We start from the raw sequence: 20,093 nt of genomic DNA, 5'->3' as shown, positions 1-20,093 counted from the left end.
GCTAGGTTCCCCGCCCCACCCTTGTCGAGGCTCACGCATCGACGCCCTCAGCCAGGTCACCGGTCCCGCCGCCGGCGCGACAGCGAGGGCCCCGGCCATCCTCGGTTGGGACGCGATCCGCGCGCCCCCCATGTCGAGTGTGCAGTTCGCGTCACGGAACGGTTCTCGCCAAGCGGCACTTACTGCACACTCGACGCAGAAGCGCCTCGCTCAGGTCCCCACCAGCGTGCGCGCAGTGGCAGGCTGTGGATCCATGACAACGACGTCACGCCTCCTCAGAGCTCTCGCGGCCACCGCTGCGCTCGCCACGGCCGTCACCCTTGCCGCCACCCCGGCGACCGCCGCCCCGACCTACGACCTGTCGTGGGACGTGCTCACCACGCCGACATCGACAGCCAGCCTGCGCGGCCTCTCGGCCGTGAGCCGGAAGGTGGTCTGGGCGGGCGGCAGCGAAGGCACGATCCTGCGGTCGGTCGACGGGGGACTCACCGTCACCTCGGTGGGTCCGGCGGGGACGAGCGACCTCCAGTTCCGCAGCGTCTACGCCAGCAGCGCTGACCACGCGGTCGCCGCCTCGATCGGCGACACGGCTGACGCGATGCGCGTCTACGTCACCGACGACGGTGGGATGACGTGGACGGTGAGCCATCAGAACACCCTGCCCACCGCGTTCTACGACTGCATGACCTTCACGAACAAGAAGGACGGCTACATCCTCTCCGATCCCGTCGACGGGAAGTTCCTCATCCTGAAGACCACCGACGGCGGACACTCCTGGACCGAGCTGCCGAGCGCGGGCATGCCGCCCGCACTCGATGGCGAGTTCGGGTTCGCCGCGAGCGGCACGTGCATCAACAGCAACAACCGCGGTGACCTCTTCTTCGGTACTGGTGGAGTCGACCCCGGCCGCATCTTCCGCAGCACCGATGGCGGGCTGAGCTGGAGCGTCATGGACTCGCCCGTCGCCGGAGCACCGGCAGGCGGGATCTTCTCGCTGTCCTTCGGGCCGGGCCGCGTCGGCGTCGCCGTGGGTGGAGACTTCACGACGCCAGACGCCGCGGTCTCCAACGCCGCGTGGACGGACGACAGGGGCGCGACCTGGCACGCGGGCACGGGTCTCGGTGGTTACCGCTCCGGCTCGGCCTGGATGGACGGCTTCCACGACGCCGTTCTTGCCGTCGGCACGAGCGGCTCGGACGTCAGCTGGGACGGTGGCAGGACGTATGCCACCTTCGACAGCGGCACCTTCAACGCCGTCGACTGCGTCCCGGGTGCGTGCTACGCCGCCGGGGCCCAAGGCCGGATGGCGAGGCTGGCTGTCGAACGCTGAGTCTTGCCGCACCACAATCAAACTCAGCCGTATGCCGCTGAGCCGGCTCACCGACATACGGCCACTTCACGACGCGGCCGGGTTGGCGAGCGTGGGCCGCAGCGCGAGCGCCCCGCTGACACTCTGCCTGCTCGCGCGCCTCACCTCGCCGTGCACTACGGTGACGCGGGTGCTCATGGGACAAGGCCACCTGGAGCTGCGCGACGAGGTGCGCGGCGGGCTGCGCGTCTTCAGTGTTTCCGCGCCGCGCGACACGATGCGCGCGTCGCTCTTCTTTCGTGTCGGTCAGGCCGACGAGACGCTTGCAACCAGCGGTTGGACCCACCTGCTCGAGCATTCCGCACTGCACGACTGGAAGGACCCGAGGCTGGCGTTCAACGCGTCAGTGGGACTGTACGAGACCCGGTTCGACCTCGACGGTGAGACCGACGCGGTGCTCGAGCACCTGCTCAAGCTGACCCGGTGGCTGGCCGAGCCGGACCTGACACGAATAGACCATGAGGCCAAGGTGCTTCGCGCCGAGTCCGAACAGCGGGCCGTGGGCAACGTGGCCTTCAACTACGACTGGCGGTTCGGTGCACAGGGGCCGGGCCTGACCGCCTATCGCGAGCTCGGCCTTGCGAGAGCGTCCGCTGAGGGCCTGCGGGCCTGGGCGGCAAAGATGTTCGTCGCGAGCAACGCCGTACTGGCCGCCGATCAGCACCTACCCGAAGAGTTCAATCACGCGCTGCCTGTCGGCAAGCGGCACACGCCCGCGCTGCCCGAGCCGGTGGCTTCCAGCCTGCCCGGCCTGCACTCGGTGCACTCGGGCTTGGTCGCCTCCGGACAGGTGACTCGGTCGTTCGCTGCGGGTCTGGCGCCGGAGGTCATCCGGCGCACGCTGACGGACTCCTTCCGCCAGGGGCAGGGGGTCGCCTACGGGCCATGGGCCGACCTGGAGCGGGTCAGCGGCGACTCTGCCCTGATCATCTGCGGCAGCGACATCAGCACCGAGGGACGGGCCACGTGCGGCTCTGACTTCATGGACGTGTTGGCGACATTGGAGCGCAATGGCCCGCCCCAGTCGGTGCTCGACGACCTGAGGATCGTCCGCGAGCGGCAGCTGCGCGACCCCGCGGTAGCGCCCGGGATTGCGTGGTCGGCGGCCGCTTCGGTCATGACTGACACAGACCTCCATACGTTCGAGCAGGCCCACGAGCTCGCCTCGGCAGTCACCCCCGAGCAGGTCGCCGAGGCCGTCGGCGAGCTACGGAAGTCCATCGTGCTCGGCTTGCCGCAGGGTGCCGAGCCCATCGCGGGAGTCGAGGTCCTGCGGGGTCGAACCACCTTCGTGGCCGACGGCGCGAAGCGACACCGGCACGATGCCGGTGGGGCGGCTCTCTGGCTCAGTGACGATGCCTTGCAACAGACCGCTGGCGGGCAGCTGACGACCGTGTGGTTCACCACAGTGGCCGGCTTGCTCGAGTTCCCCGACGGAGCACGTCAGGTGATCTCTCAAGACGGCTGGGCCATCAGCGTGGAGCCGAACACGTACCAGGGTGGTCCGCGCATCGTCGAGGTGCTCGACGCCCGCGTTCCCCACGATCTGAGACTGCCGCAGCCTCCGCGCCATCCGGAGCACATCCCCAAGCGGATCGGACCGGTGAAGCGGATGACCCACCGGCTGCGGCTGTATGGGCGCGCCCTGGCGCAGGGATTCCGCGAGGAGAGCTGGTTCGGAAAGGTCTCGATCATCGCAGTCATCCCCCTCCTCGTCCTCGGCTTCCAGAACCTGCACCTACTCATCGCGGTCATCGCAGGGACGCTGCTGGTGCAGGGCATCAGGCAGAGCCGCTGAGGAGCCAGCCACCCACCGGTCCCTGGCGGCCCGCGCTTGGGCCGCCCGAAGGTCACGACTCGCCCACCAGTACGATCGCCGGGACGGAGAGGAGCGGGGAATGGCCGACTACGACGTGCGCATGATCGTCCTGTCGACGGACGACCTGGACGAGTCCATCGGGTTCTACACCGACACTCTGGGGTTCACCCTGAAGTTCCGTGACGGGACCCACTTCGCGGCCCTGGATGGCGGCTCCGTGACCCTCGCACTGGCGACCGCGGTGGATCACCCGATTCCCGGCAAGGTCGCGGTCGGCATCAAGACCGCGGACGTGGATGCCGCGGCCAAGGCCACCGAGGAGAACGGCGGGGCGATCCTCCGCGCGCCCTACGACGACGCGCACGAGCGCCGCGCCGTGGTCTACGACCACATGGGGAACGGGCTGGTCTTCTACAGCCCCCGACCGCAGTCCTGAACCTCCCAGGTGTGAAGACTGCCGCAGGTCTACGCGCCAGCGGCGTGAGCCGGGGCCGGCGGCAGGTGATCTCCCGTGGAGTGTGCAGTCGGGCGCGGACTGCACACTCGACGCAGGGCCAGCCCGGCGGCATACGGCATCGAGGGTCATCATGCGTCGAGCACGACCGCTGGCTCGGCGACCGCCTGAGTCAACCGCTGGTGACGGCACCTCGTCCGGCTCCGTGGCGAGCCGGCTCCGGTGGTCGCACGTACTGGAGCAGCAGCGCCGCGCCGACCACGATGCACACCAGCTCCGAGATCGCAGCGGTCCAGACGAAGCCACCCGCCCACTCGGCGTGGACGCCGAGCAGGCCCACCGTCGCCGAGATGATGAACGCGCCGAGCGTCGCAGCCCCGAAGCCGAGGGTGAGGAAGGCCGGGAGCCAGTGCCGCCACCGGACGAGCATCACCGCGATGACGACGCCCGCCACGACGTTGACGAGGAACATGGGGCCGACGGACTGGTTGCGGACGCCGTCGAACCACAGATAGGCGTGAACCGCGGCCGAGACGAGGAGCGCGGCCGCACCGACGAGTCGCAGGGTCATTTGGGGACTCTCCCTTCCATTGCCGCCTCGCGATCGCGAGCCCGCGATCTCCGACAGCGGACACACCCCTGACGACGAACGCGGGGCGTCGACGGTTCACGGTCCGGTCCCGAAAGCGGTCAGGAAGCGGTCGCGGAGCTGGTCCATGCGCCACACCGGATCCGCGGGCGTCGGCCGCAGCCCGTCACCCCAGCCCCAGCCGGAGATGCGGTCCAGGACAGGGCGGTCCCTGGTGATGAGGCTGACCGGCACGTCGTGGCTCGCGTCGTCGCCGGAGACCATGGTGATCGGCTGGTGGTCGCCGAGCAGGAGCACCACGAGGTTGTCGTCGCGCGTGTTCTCGAGGAACGAGAACACGCTTTCGAGCGAGTAGGCGATGGACTGCGCGTAGGCCGCGCGCACACCTTCCTCGGTCCGCCAGACGGTGTCCTGGGTGGGCGCCTTGCCGGCCATCGACCGGTAGACCGAGCCGTCGCCGATCGAGGCCCAGTCGACCAGCCGCGGGAGCGGCGCCCACGGGACATGGCTCGTGACCAGGTCGACCTCGGCCATGACCGGGGGCCGGTCGGGCCGTCCGAGCTCGAGGCGGTCGAGGGCCGAGAGGGTGTACTGGTCCGGCATCGGTGCGTAGCCGAAGCCGGGGCCGGCGTAGCCGAGCGTGCGCGCGTCGTAGACGGTGTCGTAGCCGTAGAACGAGGAGCCCTCGGGCCAGTCGTGGCGGTTGGCGGGGACGACGGCGACGGTCCGCCACCCGGCGCTCGCGAAGGCGCGGCTCAGGGTGAGGCGGTCGGTCGACATGAGCTGGTCGTGGCGCTGCTGGGTGTTGACCCAGAGTCCCGTCTGGAGGCTGGCGTGGGCGAGCCAGCTGAAGCCGCCGAAGGTGGACGAGGTCAGCCAGGCGCTCCTGCTCGAGAGCCCTTGGGCACGAAGCTTGTCCGTGCCGGACTCGAGGGTGTCGTCCACGAGCCTCGACTCCTCCACGGCCACCCTGCCGTAGCTCTCCACGAAGACGACGAGCACGTCCTTGCCCCGGAGCGCCTGCAGCAGCTCGGGTCCGGGTGCGTGCTGGAAGCGGTCCGCGGCGACCTCCTTGGCGAAGACGCCCTGGTCGCGCACGTCGGCGACCGCCTTGGCGCCCTGCTCGGAGGCGAGGGCGGCGGTGCTCCACGACGCAACGGGCACGCCCGGGGCAACGGCGACGCCGACTGCCGCCAGGACGACCCAGGCGACTGCGAGCACCCCAACCCCGCGGACCGCGCCGGTCCGGTGCCGGTCGATGATGCCGGCGAGCCGTCGCAGCGCCAGAGGGACTGCGACGAGCAGGCCGCCGACGACCACGACGCTCGCCGCAGCTCCGAGGAGCGCCATGGTCGGACCGGTGGCGTCGCGAAGCAGGTCGAAGCCCGAGTCGGCGTAACGCCAGTCGCTCAGGAGGTTGTAGGGGCGGTAGAAGAAGGACCGGAACGCCCAGTCGAGGACCCGGATGAGCAGCAGCAGTGCGAGCAGCACACCGACCGGCGGGAGCAGCCAGCGACGGAACCGCGGTGGGAGGGCGAGGACACCCGCCACGAGAGCGAGTCCCTCGATCGGGATGCGGAACAGGGCGAGCGGGGTCAGGAGCGCCGTGGCCTCCGGTGCGACGAGCGCGACCCACACGAGCGCGGCGGCAAGAGCCGTGAGGGCCACCCGGCGCATCACTCGACTACCGACCCGACGCAGGAGGGCACCGGCTCCACGGCGGGTGAGGGCCGCAGGCGCCAGAGGGAGTAGACCTCGGTCCCGAACGAGAGTGCGAGCGCCAACAGCCCCGCGAGGACAAGGCCGGCCGCCACCTCCGCCGGCAGCACGTGCGCGGCCGCGGCCGTGAGGGCGATCCCCTGGTACGCAGCGACGGCCTTGCGCCACCGACTCGGGGGCAGCTCGATGCGCAACCACGGGACGAGCTGCTGCGCCACGAGCAGGACGTAGCGGCCAGCGCCGATCGCGGCAACCCACCAGCCGATCTCTCGGGCGACGTGCAGGCTGAGCACCGCGATGAGGAACGCGTCGACCTCCAGGTCGAACCGTGCCCCGAACGCGCTCACCGTGCCGGTGCGACGCGCCACCCATCCGTCGACAGCGTCGAGCAGGAGCGCCACAGAGGCCAGCCAGACGAGCGGGCTGACGCCGCCCGCCCGCGCAGCCGGGGCCTGCGACCCACCGACGGCGGTGGCAGCGGCGAGACCGGCTACCCAGCACGCGAGGACCGCCCGAGCCAGGGTGACGCGATCAGCCGGCCCGAACCTCGTCCGGTACTCGGGAACCACCCGCATTCCGCTACCTCCGCCCAAGCCAGTCAACACCAAGAACGCTGCCGGGTCCGCCCTCGTTCACCGGCCCGTCGTTAGGCTGGCGCCGTGGCGACCGACGAACGCGCGTTCTGGCTGGTCGAGCCGGGCCGGGGCGAGATCCGACCGCTGCGCCTGCCCGAGCCGGGGGACGACGAGGTCCTCGTCCGCACGCTCTACTCCGGCGTGAGCCGGGGCACCGAGACGCTCGTCTTCCGCGGCGAGGTGCCGGCCAGCCAGTGGGACGCCATGCGGGCGCCCTACCAGGAGGGCGACTTCCCGGCCCCGGTGAAGTACGGCTACCTCAACGTCGGCGTCGTCGAGCAGGGCGGGGACGACACGCAGGACCTCGTCGGTCGCACCGTCTTCTGTCTCCACCCGCACCAGACCGCCTACGTCGTTCCGGCGACCGCGGTCGTCGTCGTCCCGGACGAGGTGCCCCCGGAGAGAGCCGTGCTGGCCGGCACCGTGGAGACCGCGGTCAACGCGTTGTGGGACGCCGCCCCATTGCTCGGTGACCGGGTCGCCGTGGTCGGAGCCGGCATGGTCGGATGCAGCGTTGCCCTCCTGCTGGGCCGGTTCCCGGGCGTCGAGGTGACGCTCGTCGACGTCGACCCGACGCGCGCCGACGTGGCACGACGTCTCGGCGTCGGCTTCGCCCGACCGGACGACCGCGACGACCTTCCCCTCGCGGACTGCGACCTCGTCGTGCACGCGAGCGCCACCGCGGCGGGACTGCAGACCTCGCTCGACCTGCTCCGGGCCGAGGGCACCGTCATCGAGCTCAGCTGGTACGGCGACTCCACCGTCCAGCTCTCGCTCGGCGGCACGTTCCATTCGGGGCGGCTCGGCATCCGAGCGAGCCAGGTCGGGTCACTGGCCCCGGCGCGCCGCAGTCGCTACACCTTCTCCCAGCGGCTCGCGCTCGCGCTCGAGCTGCTCCGTGACCCAGGCTTCGACGCCCTCATCACCGGCCGGTCCCCCTTCGACGACCTCCCCGAGGTCCTCGCCGGCCTCGCAGACGGGAGCCGGTCCGCCATCTGCCACTCCATCACCTACGCAGCCACCTAGATCACCGAACAGCACCGAGACAGCGAGACAGCACCGAGACAGCGGGGTAGAGCCATGTTCAGCGTGACCGTGCGGGACCACATGATGATCGCCCACAGCTTCGAGGGCGAGCGGTTCGGGCCGGCCCAGCAGCTCCACGGCGCCACCTTCGTCGTCGACGCCACGTTCCGGGGTCCGGATCTGGACGACGACGGCATCCTCCTCGACATCGGCCTCGCGACCGAGCAGGTCCACGACGTCGTCGGCGCACTGAGCTATCGCAACCTCGACGACGAGCCGTCCCTCGGCCGCAACACGTCGACGGAGGTGCTCGCCCGCATCGTGGCCGACCGGCTCGCCGAGAGCGTCACCGCCGGCTCGCTCGGGACCGAGCCCGGCCAGGTCACCGGGATCGTCGTGACCCTGCACGAGTCGCACGTCGCCTGGGCGTCCTACGAGCGCTCCGTGTGAGGCGCCTGCACGCGGTCATCCCCGACTCGGTCCCCGACCAACTGCGGCCGAGCGGCGGCAACACCTACGACCGGCGCCTCGTCGAGGAGCTCACCTCGCTGGGGTGGTCCGTCGGCGAACACCTCGTCCCCGGCGGGTGGCCAGAGCCCGATGCCGCCTCCCGACGAGCCCTCGACGACGTCACGGCCCGGCTGCCCGACGGCGACCTGACGCTCGTCGACGGCCTCCTCGCGTCCAACACCCCTGAGACGATGGTCCCCCTCGCCCATCGGCTCCCACTCGTCGTCCTCGTCCACCTGCCCCTCGAGGGTCCGCGCGAGCGCGCCGTACTCTCCGCCGCGGCCGCCGTCCTGACGACCAGCACGTGGACCCGCGATCGGGTGATCCACGTGCACCAGCTCGACCCGCACCGCGTTCACGTGGCCGAGCCGGGCGTCGACCCATCCCCGTTGGCGCCCGGCACACCCGCCGGCGGCGAGCTGCTCTGCGTCGCCGCGGTGACGCCGATCAAGGGCCATGACCTGCTCGTCGCGGCCCTCGCCGCGCTCCCCGACCTCCAGTGGCGTTGCGTCTGCGCCGGCCCGCTGTCCCCCGACCCGCGCTTCGTCGAGCGCATCACCGCGCAGGCTCGCCGAGCCGGTATCCGGGACCGGGTCCAGCTCGTCGGCCCGCTCGACCGCAGCGCCCTCAACCAGGCGTATGCCGCTGCCGACGTCCTCGTCCACCCCTCCCGCGTCGAGACGTACGGAATGGTCGTGACCGAGGCCCTCGGGCACGGCCTCCCCGTCATCGGCACGGCGGTCGGCGGCGTGCCCGACACCCTCGGCCACGGCGACGCCGACAACACCGGAGAGGACAGGAGACCGGGCCTGCTTCTGCCCCCCGACGACGCGGCAGCCCTGGCCACGGCGCTGCGGGCGTGGCTGACCGATGCCGCCCTTCGCGAGCGACTCCGGCACCGAGCCAGGCAGCGCCGGCTCACACTCCACCCGTGGTCGCGCACGGCCGAGCAGGCGTCCGCCGTCCTCGTGACTCTCGCGCCGAGCTGAACCACGCCGAGCAGCAAGCGGCTGACGCACCAGCCTCTGACGGAGGTCCGACGGCCTGGGGCACATGCCACACGCCAGGCTCGACGAGGACTCACCGCGGCACCACTCGGATCCTGCTCCGCGAGGCGGAGCAGGATCTGAGCGCCCCCGTCACAGGGCAAGCACGCGGGAGCGGCGGGCGGCGTCTACTGCACACTCGACTCAAGGCGAGCCCGAGCCAGAGCCGAGCCGGAGCGAACCGGACCGAAACCAAGCAAACCGGCGATGAACCAGACCGGCGCAACAGCCGTCATCCGTCGTGAGTGGGAGGGGACGTCAGGGGACGAGGAGGCGACGACGATGGGTCGGGCCCGCCGGTGGCTGCGGTGGGTGCAGCCGCTAGGGGGAGCCATCGTTGTCGTCGCCTTGCTCTGGCGGATCGGCCCGGCTCCCGTGGTCGACGCGCTCGGCCGGATCGACGCGTGGTCCCTCGTCGCCGTCTCGGGCATCGCCCTCGTGACGACGGCGTGCACCTCGTGGCGCTGGGTCCTCGTGGCCCGCGGGCTCGGGCTCGACCTGTCCCTGCGGGAGGCGGTCACCGCGTCGTACCGGTCGCAGTTCCTCAACGTGTCGCTGCCCAGCGGGGTCGTGGGCGACGTGCACCGCGGGCTCAGCCACGGGCGGGCCACCGGCGACGTCGGCCGGGCCCTGCGCTCGGTCGTCTGGGAGCGATCGGCGGGCCAGGCGGTGCAGCTCTGTCTCGCCGGCCTGGTGGTGCTCATCGTGCCGTCGCCGTTCCGGAGCCAGTTGCTCGCAGCTCCTGCACTGCTCGGCACCGCAGCCACCGCAGCCATGGCAGCCCTCGTCGCCATCGTGCTCCTCGCCACCCGTCGGAGCCGATCCCGCGTCGCCCACGGCCTCCACGCCGTGACGACCGACGTGCGCCATGCAGTGCTCGGCCGCGGGACCTGGCCGGGCGTCGTCGGGGCGTCGATCGTGGCCGTCGCCGGTCACGTGGCCACGTTCCTCATCGCCGCTCGCACCGCTGGCATCGTCGCCTCGCCCCTGGGACTGGTCCCCATCGCGTTCGTCGTCCTGCTCGCCATGGCCCTCCCGGTCAACCTCGCCGGGTGGGGTCCCCGTGAGGGCGCGGCGGCGTGGGCCTTCGGGACGGCGGGGCTCGGCGCGGTCCAGGGATTCGCCACTGCGGTGGTTTACGGTGGGCTTGTGCTTGTGGCGAGCCTGCCGGGCGCCGTGATCCTCACGGTGAGCAGTCTGCGCCGCGCCAGCCGGGACAGGCTGGTGCGGGAGGACGCCCATGCCTGACGTCCGTCACCGGCCCGACCAGCGAGACCTGCCTGACCGGCCGTATGTCCTCCTGAGCTGTGGCATGTCGATCGACGGCTACCTCGACAGCCCCGCGCTGCACCGGCTGCTCCTGTCCAACGACGCCGACTTCGACCGGGTGGACGCCGAGCGCGCCGCCTCGGACGCCATCCTCGTCGGGGCCGCCACCATCCGCAGGGACAACCCACGGCTCCTCGTCCGGTCACCCGAGCGCCGGGCGGCCCGAGTGGCCCTGGGCCTGCCTCCCTCCCCGACGAAGGTGACCCTGACTCGCCGCGCCGACCTCGATCCGGGGTCGCGATTCTTTGCCTGCGACGATGCGGAGAAGCTCGTCTACTGCGCGTCGACGGCCGTCGCCGAGGCCCGCGCACGGGTCGGCGACGCCGCGACGGTCGTCGACGCCGGTCAGCCCTGCAGCCTGCACCTGGTCTGCGAGGACCTCGCCGCCCGGGGCGTCAGCCGCCTCATGGTCGAGGGCGGAGGGACGGTGCACACGCAGCTGCTCGCCACCGACCTCGCCGACGAGCTCCAGCTCGTCGTCGCACCCTTCTTCGTCGGCAGCTCGAAGGCCACCCGTTTCGTCGGGGACGGCGACTTCCCGTGGAACCCCGACCATCGCGCGACCCTGGCCGAGGTTCGCCAGATCGGCGACGTGGTGCTCCTGCGCTACGCGCTCTCGTCCCGATTCTCCATGAGCTGACAGGGGGAGCCATGGTCGACCGCCTGCCCGAGGCCACCATCCGCACCGCCGTCCCGGTGCCGCTGTCCTTCTCCGACGGCTACGAGACGACGGCGCTGGCCTTCACCTTCGACGGGCTCGCCGACGGGCTCGAGCACGTCGCCCTCGGGCTCGGCGACCGGTCCGACCCGACCCGCCGCGCCCGGGACGGCGCGTCTCCTCCGCTGATCCGCGTCCACAGCGAGTGCCTCACCGGAGACGTCTTCGGGAGCCAGCGGTGCGACTGCGGCCCGCAGCTGCGCGAGGCCGTCGAGCGGCTGTCCGAGACCGGTGGCTACCTGCTCTATCTTCGGCAGGAGGGCCGTGGCATCGGCCTCTACGCCAAGCTCGACGCGTACGTCCTGCAGGACTCGGGGCTCGACACCTACCAGGCCAACGTGGCCCTCGGCTTCGAGGAGGACGCGCGCGACTACGCCGTCGCGGCCCAGATGCTGCTCGCGCTCGGAGTCCCCAGGGTGGCCCTGCTGACCAACAACCCGGACAAGGCTGCCCAGCTCGGCAATCTGGGGATCGCCGTGACGACCCTCGTCGCGACCGGGGTCCACCTGTCCCCCGCCAACGCCCACTACCTGGCCACGAAGGCGACGCTCGGCTCCCACACCCTCGAGCTGCCCCCCACGGACGGACTGGCGCACCGGACGTCACCGGAGTCCGAGGTGGGCTGACCACCAACGCCGAATCCACCGACGAAGGAGAGCGTCATGTCCACGACCGTGCTCTACATGTCGATGTCCGTCGACGGCTTCATCGCCGGACCGAACGCCGGGCCGGGCAACGGGCTCGGCGACGGCGGGGAGCGGCTCCACGACTGGATCGGACAAGGAGACATCGAGGCCGCGGCGCCACGGCTCGACGACGCGGACCGCTCGGTCATCGACGACTTCATGTCGACCGGGGCGGTGATCGCGGGCCGAGGAACCTTCGAGCCGGCGGGCGGGTGGCAGGGCGACCACCACGACGGGGTGCCCATCTTCATCGTCAGCCGGCACGAGCCGCCGGCGGAGTTCGCGGGCTACCCCAACGTCACCTACCTGAGCGACCTCACCGACGCGGTCCGGCGGGCCCGGGACGCGGCCGGCGACAAGGGCGTGCTCGTGCACGGGGCGTGGATCGCGCAGCGCATGCTGCGGGCCGGGTTGCTCGACGAGATCCAGCTCCACCTCGTGCCCGTCCTGCTCGGTGAGGGCCGGCGCCTGTTCGAGCACCTCGGAGCCGATCACATCGAGCTCGAGCCCATCGCCGTGCAGCCGGGCCACGAGGTCGCCCACCTGCGCTACCGCGTGCGCCGTTGAACTCCGCCAGTTGCTGAGTTCCGTTGCGCTGGAAGCGCGCTCAGCGGCATACGACATATCGTGCCGTATGCCGCTGAGCTGGCACCCCCGGTCACGTGACCTCAGTCAGCACGTCGTCCACATGCACACGAGGGAGGAGGGGGACGTCGGGTCGGCGGAGACGGAGCCATGTCCCCAGATGTGGTCGCCCGAGGGGTCGACGCCCGGTTTGGTGACCCACATGGCGCCCACCCACACGTCCGGGCCGTCCGGTGCGGACTCGCCATTCGTCGCCGGCTGCACCTCCTTCGCGGTACGGAACCAGGCATTGATGACGCCCATGCCGTCCCGGGTGTAGCGCGAGAGCTTGCGCCCCTCGTCCGTGTTGTCGAAGGTGATGGCGCCGTAGCCGAGCAGCGTGTGGAGGCCGTCGAACGCGCCGTCCCACCGGCCCAGCACGTCACCGCCACCCGGCGAGATGACGTTGTCCTGGAGCGGTCCACACGCGGCGATGACGAACCATTCGAGGTCGTTCTGGCCATAGCGGTCGCCGGGGGTGTTGGGTGCCGTCCCGGGCACGCTCGCGCCGAGCAGGACGGACTGCTGCTTGCCCGGCACGCAGAGCACCCAGCCGTTCTGGTTGGCGTGGCCGGTGTAGAAGACGAAGTCGGCGGCGTCGACCCACGTGTCGTCGTCGGCGTTCCAGTCCGACTCCCAGGCGTTGAGGTCGCCCCAGTTGAAGTTGACCTGCCACCCGTCGGCACTCAGGCCGTCGACGAAGCCCTGGGCGTTCTGGGGGCTGCCGTTCAGGGGCGTGGACTGGTCGATCTGCTTGACCCAGCTCGTCCCCGCCTCGCTCGGGTTGAGGGCGCGCGCAGCACGCGAGGCGACTGCGCGCTCGGTGCGCTCGGGCTGCGCCTCGAGCTGCGGGAAGAAGGGGCCGTGCTCGGTGGCCGCGACGAAGGTGTGGCGTGACGACACGCTGGACGAGCCCTTGCCATCGGCGTGCTCGACGTCGAAGCGCGAGGTGAAGACCCACACCGGCGCGAGGACTCGCTGGTCGACGTCGCCCGGCGCGAGGTAGTAGGCCAGGTAGGCGTGCTGGTCCTCGAGGGTGCCCTGGGCGCCGAGCCGGTCGAAGGCCTCCCTGACGTCGAGTGCCTCGACGTTGAACGGCTCCCCGATCGGACGGAACCCGCCGTGTGCGCCGATGAGCCGGCCCTCGTCGCCGAAGGTGAAGGTGAGCTTGCCGCCGCCGCCGATGACCGGCAGCAGCCTCGGCTCCGAATCGATGCCCGGGTTGCGGATGCCGAGCGTGAAGCGGGCCTGGGTGTCGAGCTGCCGGTCTCGCCGATCCTTGGGTCCGCGTCGCCGCGGGCGAGTCGCCAGGTAGGTGCCTCCGGGCGGGAGCTCGACGAGCTCGACGAGGTCCCCGGTGCGCGGTGCGAGGCCAAGGCGGTCCATCAGCTCGCGGCCCAGCCCCGGAACTCGATCGGCGGGAGGCAGCTTCGGCCGCAGCCACGGGTTGTGCAGCTGCGAGGCATCCGACGCGTAGAAGGACCCCGAGGCCGGGAACACCTCGAGCGTCCGGTTCTCGTCGACCACCACGAGGCGGTCCTCCAGCTCGCGGACCTCCCCTTCGAGGTCGAGGAGGCCCGCCGCCAGGGCAGCGACACGCTCGCCGTCAAGCCCGGACCTGCCGAGCTCGAACACGGGCAGCGAAATGGTCATGGTGGTTCCTCCTCCGTCGCGCACAGTGCTGACAGGGAGAAGAGCGCGGCCGATGTGGAGGTGATACTGCCGGCCCGGGGACGGTCCGGCAGTCGGCGCATGCCAGCCGACCGCCTGGCGCCGTCTCATCCCCCGGGCGTGATGTGGATCCCGGACCGTGGCCAGCACCGTGGAGGGATGGCTGAGGGAGCAGCGAAGGCCACGTCCGCCGCGGTCGCGCGGGGGGTGCTGCTGCCGCTCGCGCTGGCGCAGTTCATCTGCAGCTTCGCGGGCTCGAACATGACCGTGATGATCAACGACATGAGCCGGGACCTGGACACCACGGTCCAGGGCATCCAGGTCGCGATCACGATCTTCCTCCTGGTCATGGCGGCGTTCATGATCCCCGGCGGCAAGCTGACCGACCGCTACGGCCGCAAGCGATGCTTCAACGTCGGCCTCGTCATCTACGCCATCGGCGCTCTGGTGAGCGCCGTCGCCCCGGGGCTCGGGGTGCTCATCATCGGCAACTCGATCCTCGAGGGCATCGGCACGGCGCTGCTCATCCCGCCGGTGTACATCCTTGCCACGATGCTCTTCACCGAGATGACCTCCCGCGCGCGGGCGTTCGGCGCCATCAACGCGGCGGCAGGTATCGGTGCCGCCACCGGGCCCCTCATCGGCGGGCTCATCACCACGGCGATCAGCTGGCGGGCAGCGTTCGTGTTCCAGGCGCTGGTCATCGGCCTGATCGTGCTGCTCAGCCGGCGCAGCCTCGAGGACCCTCTCCCGGCCGACCCCACCCGGCACTTCGACGTCGGCGGGGCGATCCTGTCCGCCGTCGGGCTCATCCTGCTCGTCACGGGCATCCTGGCGGCCGACAACAACCTGCTGCTCATGCTCGCGCTGATGGTGGCCGGCGCCCTCATGCTCGTGTGGTTCTTCGCCTCGGTGCGTGCCAAGGAGCGGGCGGGGAAGGAGCCACTGCTGTCCACCCAGCTGTTCCGCAACCGCACCTCCAACCTCGGCCTGGTCACGCAGAACGCACAGTGGCTCGTGCTCATGGGCGTGTCCTTCGTGGTCGCGGCCTACCTCCAGGTGGAGCGGGGATACAACGCGATCGAGACGGGCGTCATCTTCACCGCGGCCACCGTCGGCGTGCTCCTGTCGTCGCTTGCCGCGCAACGCCTCGCCCAGCGCCGCGCGCAGCGGACGCTCATCGTCACGGGCTTCGTGGTGACCATCGTCGGCATCGGGCTGCTCATCGCCCTGGTCCGGGTCTCGCCGAGCGCGTGGGCACTCGCCCCCGGGCTCCTCGTCATCGGGCTCGGTGTCGGCGTCATGCTCACCCCGTCGGTCAATGTCGTGCAGTCCGCCTTCCCCGAGGCGCAGCAGGGGGAGATCTCCGGCCTGTCGCGCAGCGTGTCCAACCTCGGCTCGTCCCTCGGCACCGCGATCGCCGGCACGGTGCTCGTCGCCGGCCTCGCCGCGACTGCGGGTCGGAACTACGCGCTCGCGATGGTCGTCCTCGCGGTCGTGGCGCTCGTCGGCCTGGTCGCCGGCGCGAAGCTTCCGGCAAACCGCCCGGCCGGGGTTCCGGAGCAGGGCCTCTGAGCGGCCTCTCCGCTACTCCGTGGGCTCCCGCGACCTGTGGGCGTCCAGGTGCGCATGAGTGGCTATGGTGGGCGCGACCAGCACGGGGTCCTGGGACGAGGAGGTCGTTGTGGCGATTCGGTCGTGGCAGGTCGGGGTGGCAGGCATGCTGCTCACCTTGGGCGCGTGCGGGCAGGCCAAGGCCGGAGATCCGGTGGCCTCGACGTCGGACCGCGGCGGCGCAATCGGCCTCGCTGTATCGCAGACGTGCACGCCCGGCTCGCGACCTGACTGCGAGGCGATCGGGGACGAGTACGTCATCGTCGCGCCGTCAGACTTTGCACGGGTCGGTGTGACCACGGCCACCCCTGCCCCCGACGGCAGCGGGGCCGTCGACCTCGTCCTGGACGCGGAGGGAGCGAGGGCGTTCAGCGAGGCCTCCGGTCAGGTGGCACAGAAGGGTGACGATGGGCGCCTCGTGCTGAGTGTCGAGGCCGAGGTGCTCTCCGCGGTTCGCGTGCCCACCCCGGTTGCGGTGAAGCACATGCAGATCTCCCTGCCAGACCATCTTCGGGCCGAGGACGTTGCCCGGCAGATCAGCGGCGGCTGATTCGGGCCCAGCCGCCAGCCGTCCCTGCGAGCACGCTGTTGCGGAGCTTGCAGGGTGCCGGCACCATCGCATGACGACGCTCTACCTCCGTGATGTCGCTGACGAGGTCGCGGAAACCCCAAGAAGCGCGGCAGCCGAGGGCAAGTCCTGGTCCGCCCATGATCCGACGGATGCGTCACCGCAGACGTGGACGCGCACAGCTTCGCGCGGCACTCGCGCACGTGATCGGCGGATTTCGTGACGGCGACCGTGAAGGGGAAGAGACTGTCGACTATGAGTCCCCTCCCCCGCGGGACCCTCACGCTGTTGTTCAGCGACATCGAGGGCTCCACATCTCTCCTCACCGGGTTGGGACCGCGCTGGGGTGAAGCCCTCTCCGCACACCGGGTCATCCTGCGGGACGTGTTTGCCAAGCATGGTGGTCGGGAGGTCGGGACCGAGGGCGACAGCTTCTTCGTCGTCTTCACCTCGGCAACGGACGCGGTCGCCGCGGCCATCGACGTGCAGCGCGGGCTCGCCGAGCACGACTGGCCCGAGGGACGGTCGCTGCGGGTGCGGATCGGGCTGCACACCGGTGAGCCGCAGGTGCACGAGGACAACTACATCGGGATCGACATCCACCGCGCAGCCCGGATCATGGCGACTGCCCATGGGGGTCAGATCGTCATCTCGCAGGCAACCCACGCTCTGGTGTCCGAGGCGCTGCCGGCCGAGCTGTTCCTGGACCTGGGGCGGCACCGGCTCAAGGACCTGACCGACCCGGAGCACCTGTACGAGATCGTCGCGCCCGGGCTCGCCCAGACCCACCCGCCCCTCCGCACCCTGGGGATGGCGGCGAACCTGCCCGTGTATCGCACGGACCTGCTCGGACGGGATGCGGAGCTGCGGGCCATCACGGCGGCGATCCAGTCCGACGGTGCCCGGCTGGTCACGCTGACCGGCCCCGGAGGCACCGGCAAGACCCGTCTGGCCGTCGCGGCCGCGAAGGAGCTGCAGGCCCGGGCCCCCGGTGACGTCTTCTTCGTGCCGCTCCAGAGCGCCGACCGCGCCACCGTCATGTGGGCCGGCATCGGGGAGGCCGTGGGAGCGCCGATGGGCACCGCCGAGGAGACCCCCGCGCAGCGCACCCTCGCCTTCCTCCGCGAACGTGGCGCGGTCCTCGTCCTCGACAACCTCGAGCAGATCTCCGACGCAGCCGACGTCGTCGCCCAACTGCTCCAGGCCGCCCCTCTGGTCACCGCCCTCGTCACCTCCCGCCGCCCGCTGCACCTCGTCGGAGAATGGCAGTACCCGCTGTCGCCGCTGTCCGTGCCGCGTGCGACAAGGGGGCGGTTGGCTCGGGAGGTCGTCGAGCAGAGTCCGGCAGTGCGGCTGTTCGTCGAGCGGGCGCGCATGGTCAGGCCGAGCTTCGCCCTGACGACGGACACCGTGGACGACGTCGTCGAGCTGTGCCGGAGACTCGACGGGCTCCCCCTCGCGATCGAGCTTGCGGCCGCCCGCAGTCGCCTGCTCGGCCCGCGCGGCCTCCTCGCGCGGCTCGACCGCTGGTTCGGAGAGGCCGTGCTCGAAGGGGACCGCCCGGAGCGACAGCGCACCCTCACGGCGACGATCTCGTGGAGCTACGACATGCTCACCGAGTCGGACCGCCGGGTCCTCCGGCAGCTCGGTGTCTTCTCGAGCCGCATCGGCCTCGACGCCGTTGAGGCGGTCGTCGAAGGAGAGGGGCGCGATCCGCTGGACGTCGTCGCCGACCTCGTCGACGCGAGCCTGCTGGAGGTCCGCGACGGGCCTGACGGGGAGCCGGTGGTCTATTTGCTGGAGACGATCGGGCGCTTCGCACTCGATCGGCTCGAGGAGCAGGGCGAGGCCGATGCAGCGCGGCAGAGGCACGCGGAGTGGTGCATCCGGGTCGCTCGCGAGTTCAGCGCCGTGCTCCACGCCGGTCCGCGGCAGCTCGGGGCGCTCGACCGCTTCGAGTCCGTCATCGAGGACCTGCGCGCGGCGCTCGACTGGACCCTGTCTCCCACAGCACCCCGTGAACGGTTCGAGCTCGGGCTGGAGCTCCTCGAGCCGATGGACACGTACTGGTACCGCTTCGGCTATGTGCAGGAGGGCCGAGGCTGGTCCGACCGGGCGATGGCCCTGCTCGACAAGGGACACCAGAGCGACTCACCACAGATCGTCGACGCACTCCACGGACATGGCATCCTCGCCCTGCAGCAGAACGACATCGCCGCCGGTACCCAAGTGCTCGAACGCGCCCTGGCCATGGCGCACCGGCTCGATGACGTCTCCCGCGAGTCACGGGAGTCCAACAGCCTCGGCATCGGCCGGCGCGAACAGGGAGATGTCGAGGCTGCGCGTGAGCTCATCGAGCGCAGCATCGAGCTCGCGCGACAGATCGGCGACAAGCAGCGTGAGGCCACGGGGCTGACCAACCTGGCGCCCATCCACATCGACCGTGGCGACTACGCCGCCGCAACTCAGGCGGCGCGGCGCGCCATCGAGGCCGATGAGGCCCGTCAGGACCCGTGGGGTGTGGCGATCAACCAGACCAACCTGATCAGCGCGCTTCTCCATGCCGAGGGCCCGCGGCCGGCGTTGCGCAAACTGCTCGACACGGCGCCCTCGACGATCGCGCTCGGCGACATGGAGCTGTCCATCTGCGTGGTGGAGAACTTCGCGTCCGTCTGGGCGGCGCTCGGCGACGGGCAGCGCGCGGCCGCGCTCGTGGGGGCCGCCGACCGGCACCGGGAAGCGGTGGGCATGCCCAGAACCGCCCCCGACAGGGCGATTCTCGACCGTTTCGTCACGCGGGCGCGGTCCGACGGAGACAATGACGAGTGGAATCGCGCCTACGCGGCTGGGCGGAACCTGACCATCGAAGCGGCCGTGGCCCAGGGCTCTATCGCCCTTGACGGAGAGGAAGCAGTGCCATGACCGATCGTACTGAGCAGCTGGAGCGCTGGTGGAGCGGACTGAGCGCGAACCAGCGCGCCAAGGCGCTTCGCGGCCCGGCCTTCGAGGAGCTCGACGAGGACCTGCGCACGTCCCTCGAGGACGCCGGTCTCGTCCGCCCCGGGAAACCGCAGGACAAGGACGAGGTCGACATCTTCCTCAAGACGCGCCACTGACGGCCGATGCGGCCGTAAGAACTTCGTCAGGCGCCGGACGGTTGTCGCCTCGCCTCGGCCCTCGAAGACTGGAGACATGAGGACACCCAGCTCCGTCCGTCCCCTCTTCATCGGCTCCGCGGGTCTCCTCCTGTGCGCAACCGCGGCATGCGGCGCCATGGACTCCGGCACGTCCGAGTCCATGGGCGCCACTTCCGCTGCCGGCGGGGCCCAAACGAGCAAGCCGGCTTCGACGCCCATGTCGTCGGAGCCAATGATGCACGGGACGGAGATCATCGGTGGCGACAGCACGTTCGGGACCGTGCTGTTCGACAGCACGGGACAGGCGGTCTACATCTTCGACGTCGAGACGACCTCCACCCCGGCCTGCTACGACGAATGCGCGGAGGCCTGGCCACCCGTCCTGACCGAGGGTGCCCCCGCAGCCGGAGCGGGCGCGCAGCCGGAACTGCTCGGGACGACGAGCCGCACGGACGGCGCCACGCAGGTGACCTATGCCGGGCACCCGCTCTACTACTACGCGCACGAGGGCAAGCACGAGGTCAAGTGCCACGACATCGCCTTGAACGGTGGGACGTGGTTCGCCGTACAGCTGGACGG

General features: G+C 70.9%; 19 protein-coding genes. 15 read left to right on the top strand and 4 right to left on the bottom strand.

Features of this window, described 5'->3' with window-relative positions; genetic code table 11:
• Positions 1 to 253: 253 nt before the first annotated feature.
• The 3 genes from VJN29_RS09080 to VJN29_RS09070 all read left to right on the top strand — a co-directional run bounded on the left by VJN29_RS09080 (position 254) and on the right by VJN29_RS09070 (position 3,624).
• On the top strand, positions 254 to 1,330 hold the full coding sequence (locus VJN29_RS09080) for an oxidoreductase (protein ID WP_324143301.1): 1,077 nt from the start codon (positions 254 to 256) through the stop codon (positions 1,328 to 1,330).
• 31 nt (positions 1,331 to 1,361) lie between these two features.
• Positions 1,362 to 3,167 carry a hypothetical protein gene (locus tag VJN29_RS09075; protein WP_324143300.1) on the top strand — a complete coding sequence of 602 codons (1,806 nt, stop codon included), beginning with the start codon at positions 1,362 to 1,364 and terminating at the stop codon, positions 3,165 to 3,167.
• A gap of 100 nt (positions 3,168 to 3,267) precedes the next feature.
• Positions 3,268 to 3,624, top strand: a complete 357-nt coding sequence (locus VJN29_RS09070; protein WP_324143299.1) for a VOC family protein — start codon at positions 3,268 to 3,270, stop codon at positions 3,622 to 3,624.
• Positions 3,625 to 3,814: 190 nt separating this feature from the next.
• On the opposite strand, the gene VJN29_RS09065 is transcribed toward VJN29_RS09070, so the two are convergent.
• The 3 genes from VJN29_RS09065 to VJN29_RS09055 all read right to left on the bottom strand — a co-directional run bounded on the left by VJN29_RS09065 (position 3,815) and on the right by VJN29_RS09055 (position 6,525).
• A complete protein-coding gene (locus VJN29_RS09065) occupies positions 3,815 to 4,213 on the bottom strand; it encodes a hypothetical protein (RefSeq protein WP_324143298.1) in 399 nt (132 codons plus the stop codon).
• A gap of 96 nt (positions 4,214 to 4,309) precedes the next feature.
• A complete protein-coding gene (locus VJN29_RS09060) occupies positions 4,310 to 5,908 on the bottom strand; it encodes a CDP-alcohol phosphatidyltransferase (RefSeq protein WP_324143302.1) in 1,599 nt (532 codons plus the stop codon).
• Positions 5,908 to 6,525 carry a CDP-alcohol phosphatidyltransferase family protein gene (locus VJN29_RS09055; RefSeq protein WP_324143297.1) on the bottom strand — a complete coding sequence of 206 codons (618 nt, stop codon included), beginning with the start codon at positions 6,523 to 6,525 and terminating at the stop codon, positions 5,908 to 5,910. Before VJN29_RS09055 ends, VJN29_RS09060 begins: the two co-directional genes overlap by 1 nt.
• Before the next feature lie 84 nt (positions 6,526 to 6,609).
• On the opposite strand from VJN29_RS09055, the gene VJN29_RS09050 reads away from it, so the two are divergent.
• The 7 genes from VJN29_RS09050 to VJN29_RS09020 all read left to right on the top strand — a co-directional run bounded on the left by VJN29_RS09050 (position 6,610) and on the right by VJN29_RS09020 (position 12,467).
• Entirely contained in the window at positions 6,610 to 7,611 is a 1,002-nt protein-coding gene (locus tag VJN29_RS09050; protein ID WP_324143296.1) for a zinc-binding alcohol dehydrogenase, read from the top strand.
• Between the two features lie 54 nt (positions 7,612 to 7,665).
• Complete coding sequence (locus VJN29_RS09045; protein WP_324143295.1) at positions 7,666 to 8,061, top strand: 6-pyruvoyl trahydropterin synthase family protein; 396 nt, start codon at positions 7,666 to 7,668, stop codon at positions 8,059 to 8,061.
• Positions 8,058 to 9,110: a glycosyltransferase family 4 protein gene (locus VJN29_RS09040; protein WP_324143294.1), complete on the top strand. Its 1,053-nt coding sequence runs from the start codon at positions 8,058 to 8,060 to the stop codon at positions 9,108 to 9,110. Before VJN29_RS09045 ends, VJN29_RS09040 begins: the two co-directional genes overlap by 4 nt.
• A gap of 264 nt (positions 9,111 to 9,374) precedes the next feature.
• Positions 9,375 to 10,415, top strand: coding sequence for a lysylphosphatidylglycerol synthase transmembrane domain-containing protein (locus VJN29_RS09035; protein ID WP_324143293.1), 1,041 nt, complete (start codon positions 9,375 to 9,377; stop codon positions 10,413 to 10,415).
• The gene (locus VJN29_RS09030; RefSeq protein ID WP_324143292.1) at positions 10,408 to 11,136 is read left to right on the top strand and encodes a RibD family protein; all 729 of its coding nucleotides are present in this window, start codon (positions 10,408 to 10,410) and stop codon (positions 11,134 to 11,136) included. Before VJN29_RS09035 ends, VJN29_RS09030 begins: the two co-directional genes overlap by 8 nt.
• An 11-nt stretch (positions 11,137 to 11,147) precedes the next feature.
• Positions 11,148 to 11,840 (top strand): GTP cyclohydrolase II, encoded by a 693-nt coding sequence (locus tag VJN29_RS09025; protein WP_324143291.1) that lies wholly within the window; start codon positions 11,148 to 11,150, stop codon positions 11,838 to 11,840.
• Between the two features lie 36 nt (positions 11,841 to 11,876).
• Positions 11,877 to 12,467 (top strand): dihydrofolate reductase family protein, encoded by a 591-nt coding sequence (locus VJN29_RS09020; protein WP_324143290.1) that lies wholly within the window; start codon positions 11,877 to 11,879, stop codon positions 12,465 to 12,467.
• A 105-nt stretch (positions 12,468 to 12,572) separates the two neighbouring features.
• Here VJN29_RS09020 and VJN29_RS09015 read toward each other — a convergent pair whose 3' ends face one another.
• Complete coding sequence (locus tag VJN29_RS09015; protein WP_324143289.1) at positions 12,573 to 14,177, bottom strand: DUF6345 domain-containing protein; 1,605 nt, start codon at positions 14,175 to 14,177, stop codon at positions 12,573 to 12,575.
• Positions 14,178 to 14,354: 177 nt separating this feature from the next.
• Between VJN29_RS09015 and VJN29_RS09010 the strand changes: the two genes are divergently transcribed.
• The 5 genes from VJN29_RS09010 to VJN29_RS08990 form a co-directional block, all read left to right on the top strand.
• On the top strand, positions 14,355 to 15,770 hold the full coding sequence (locus tag VJN29_RS09010; RefSeq protein WP_324143288.1) for an MFS transporter: 1,416 nt from the start codon (positions 14,355 to 14,357) through the stop codon (positions 15,768 to 15,770).
• 109 nt (positions 15,771 to 15,879) lie between these two features.
• Entirely contained in the window at positions 15,880 to 16,359 is a 480-nt protein-coding gene (locus tag VJN29_RS09005; protein WP_324143287.1) for a hypothetical protein, read from the top strand.
• A 273-nt stretch (positions 16,360 to 16,632) separates the two neighbouring features.
• On the top strand, positions 16,633 to 19,299 hold the full coding sequence (locus tag VJN29_RS09000) for an adenylate/guanylate cyclase domain-containing protein (protein ID WP_324143286.1): 2,667 nt from the start codon (positions 16,633 to 16,635) through the stop codon (positions 19,297 to 19,299).
• Positions 19,296 to 19,493: a hypothetical protein gene (locus tag VJN29_RS08995; RefSeq protein WP_324143285.1), complete on the top strand. Its 198-nt coding sequence runs from the start codon at positions 19,296 to 19,298 to the stop codon at positions 19,491 to 19,493. The genes VJN29_RS09000 and VJN29_RS08995 overlap by 4 nt, the downstream gene beginning before the upstream one ends.
• A 76-nt stretch (positions 19,494 to 19,569) precedes the next feature.
• The coding region (locus VJN29_RS08990) for a hypothetical protein (RefSeq protein WP_324143284.1) at positions 19,570 to 20,093 on the top strand (524 nt) is incomplete at its 3' end.

This window comes from Intrasporangium sp., assembly GCF_035280925.1.
GTDB lineage: Bacteria > Actinomycetota > Actinomycetes > Actinomycetales > Dermatophilaceae > Intrasporangium.
The sequence above is the reverse complement of the archived record's forward strand: the minus strand, read 5'-3'. Positions and strand labels throughout refer to the sequence as shown.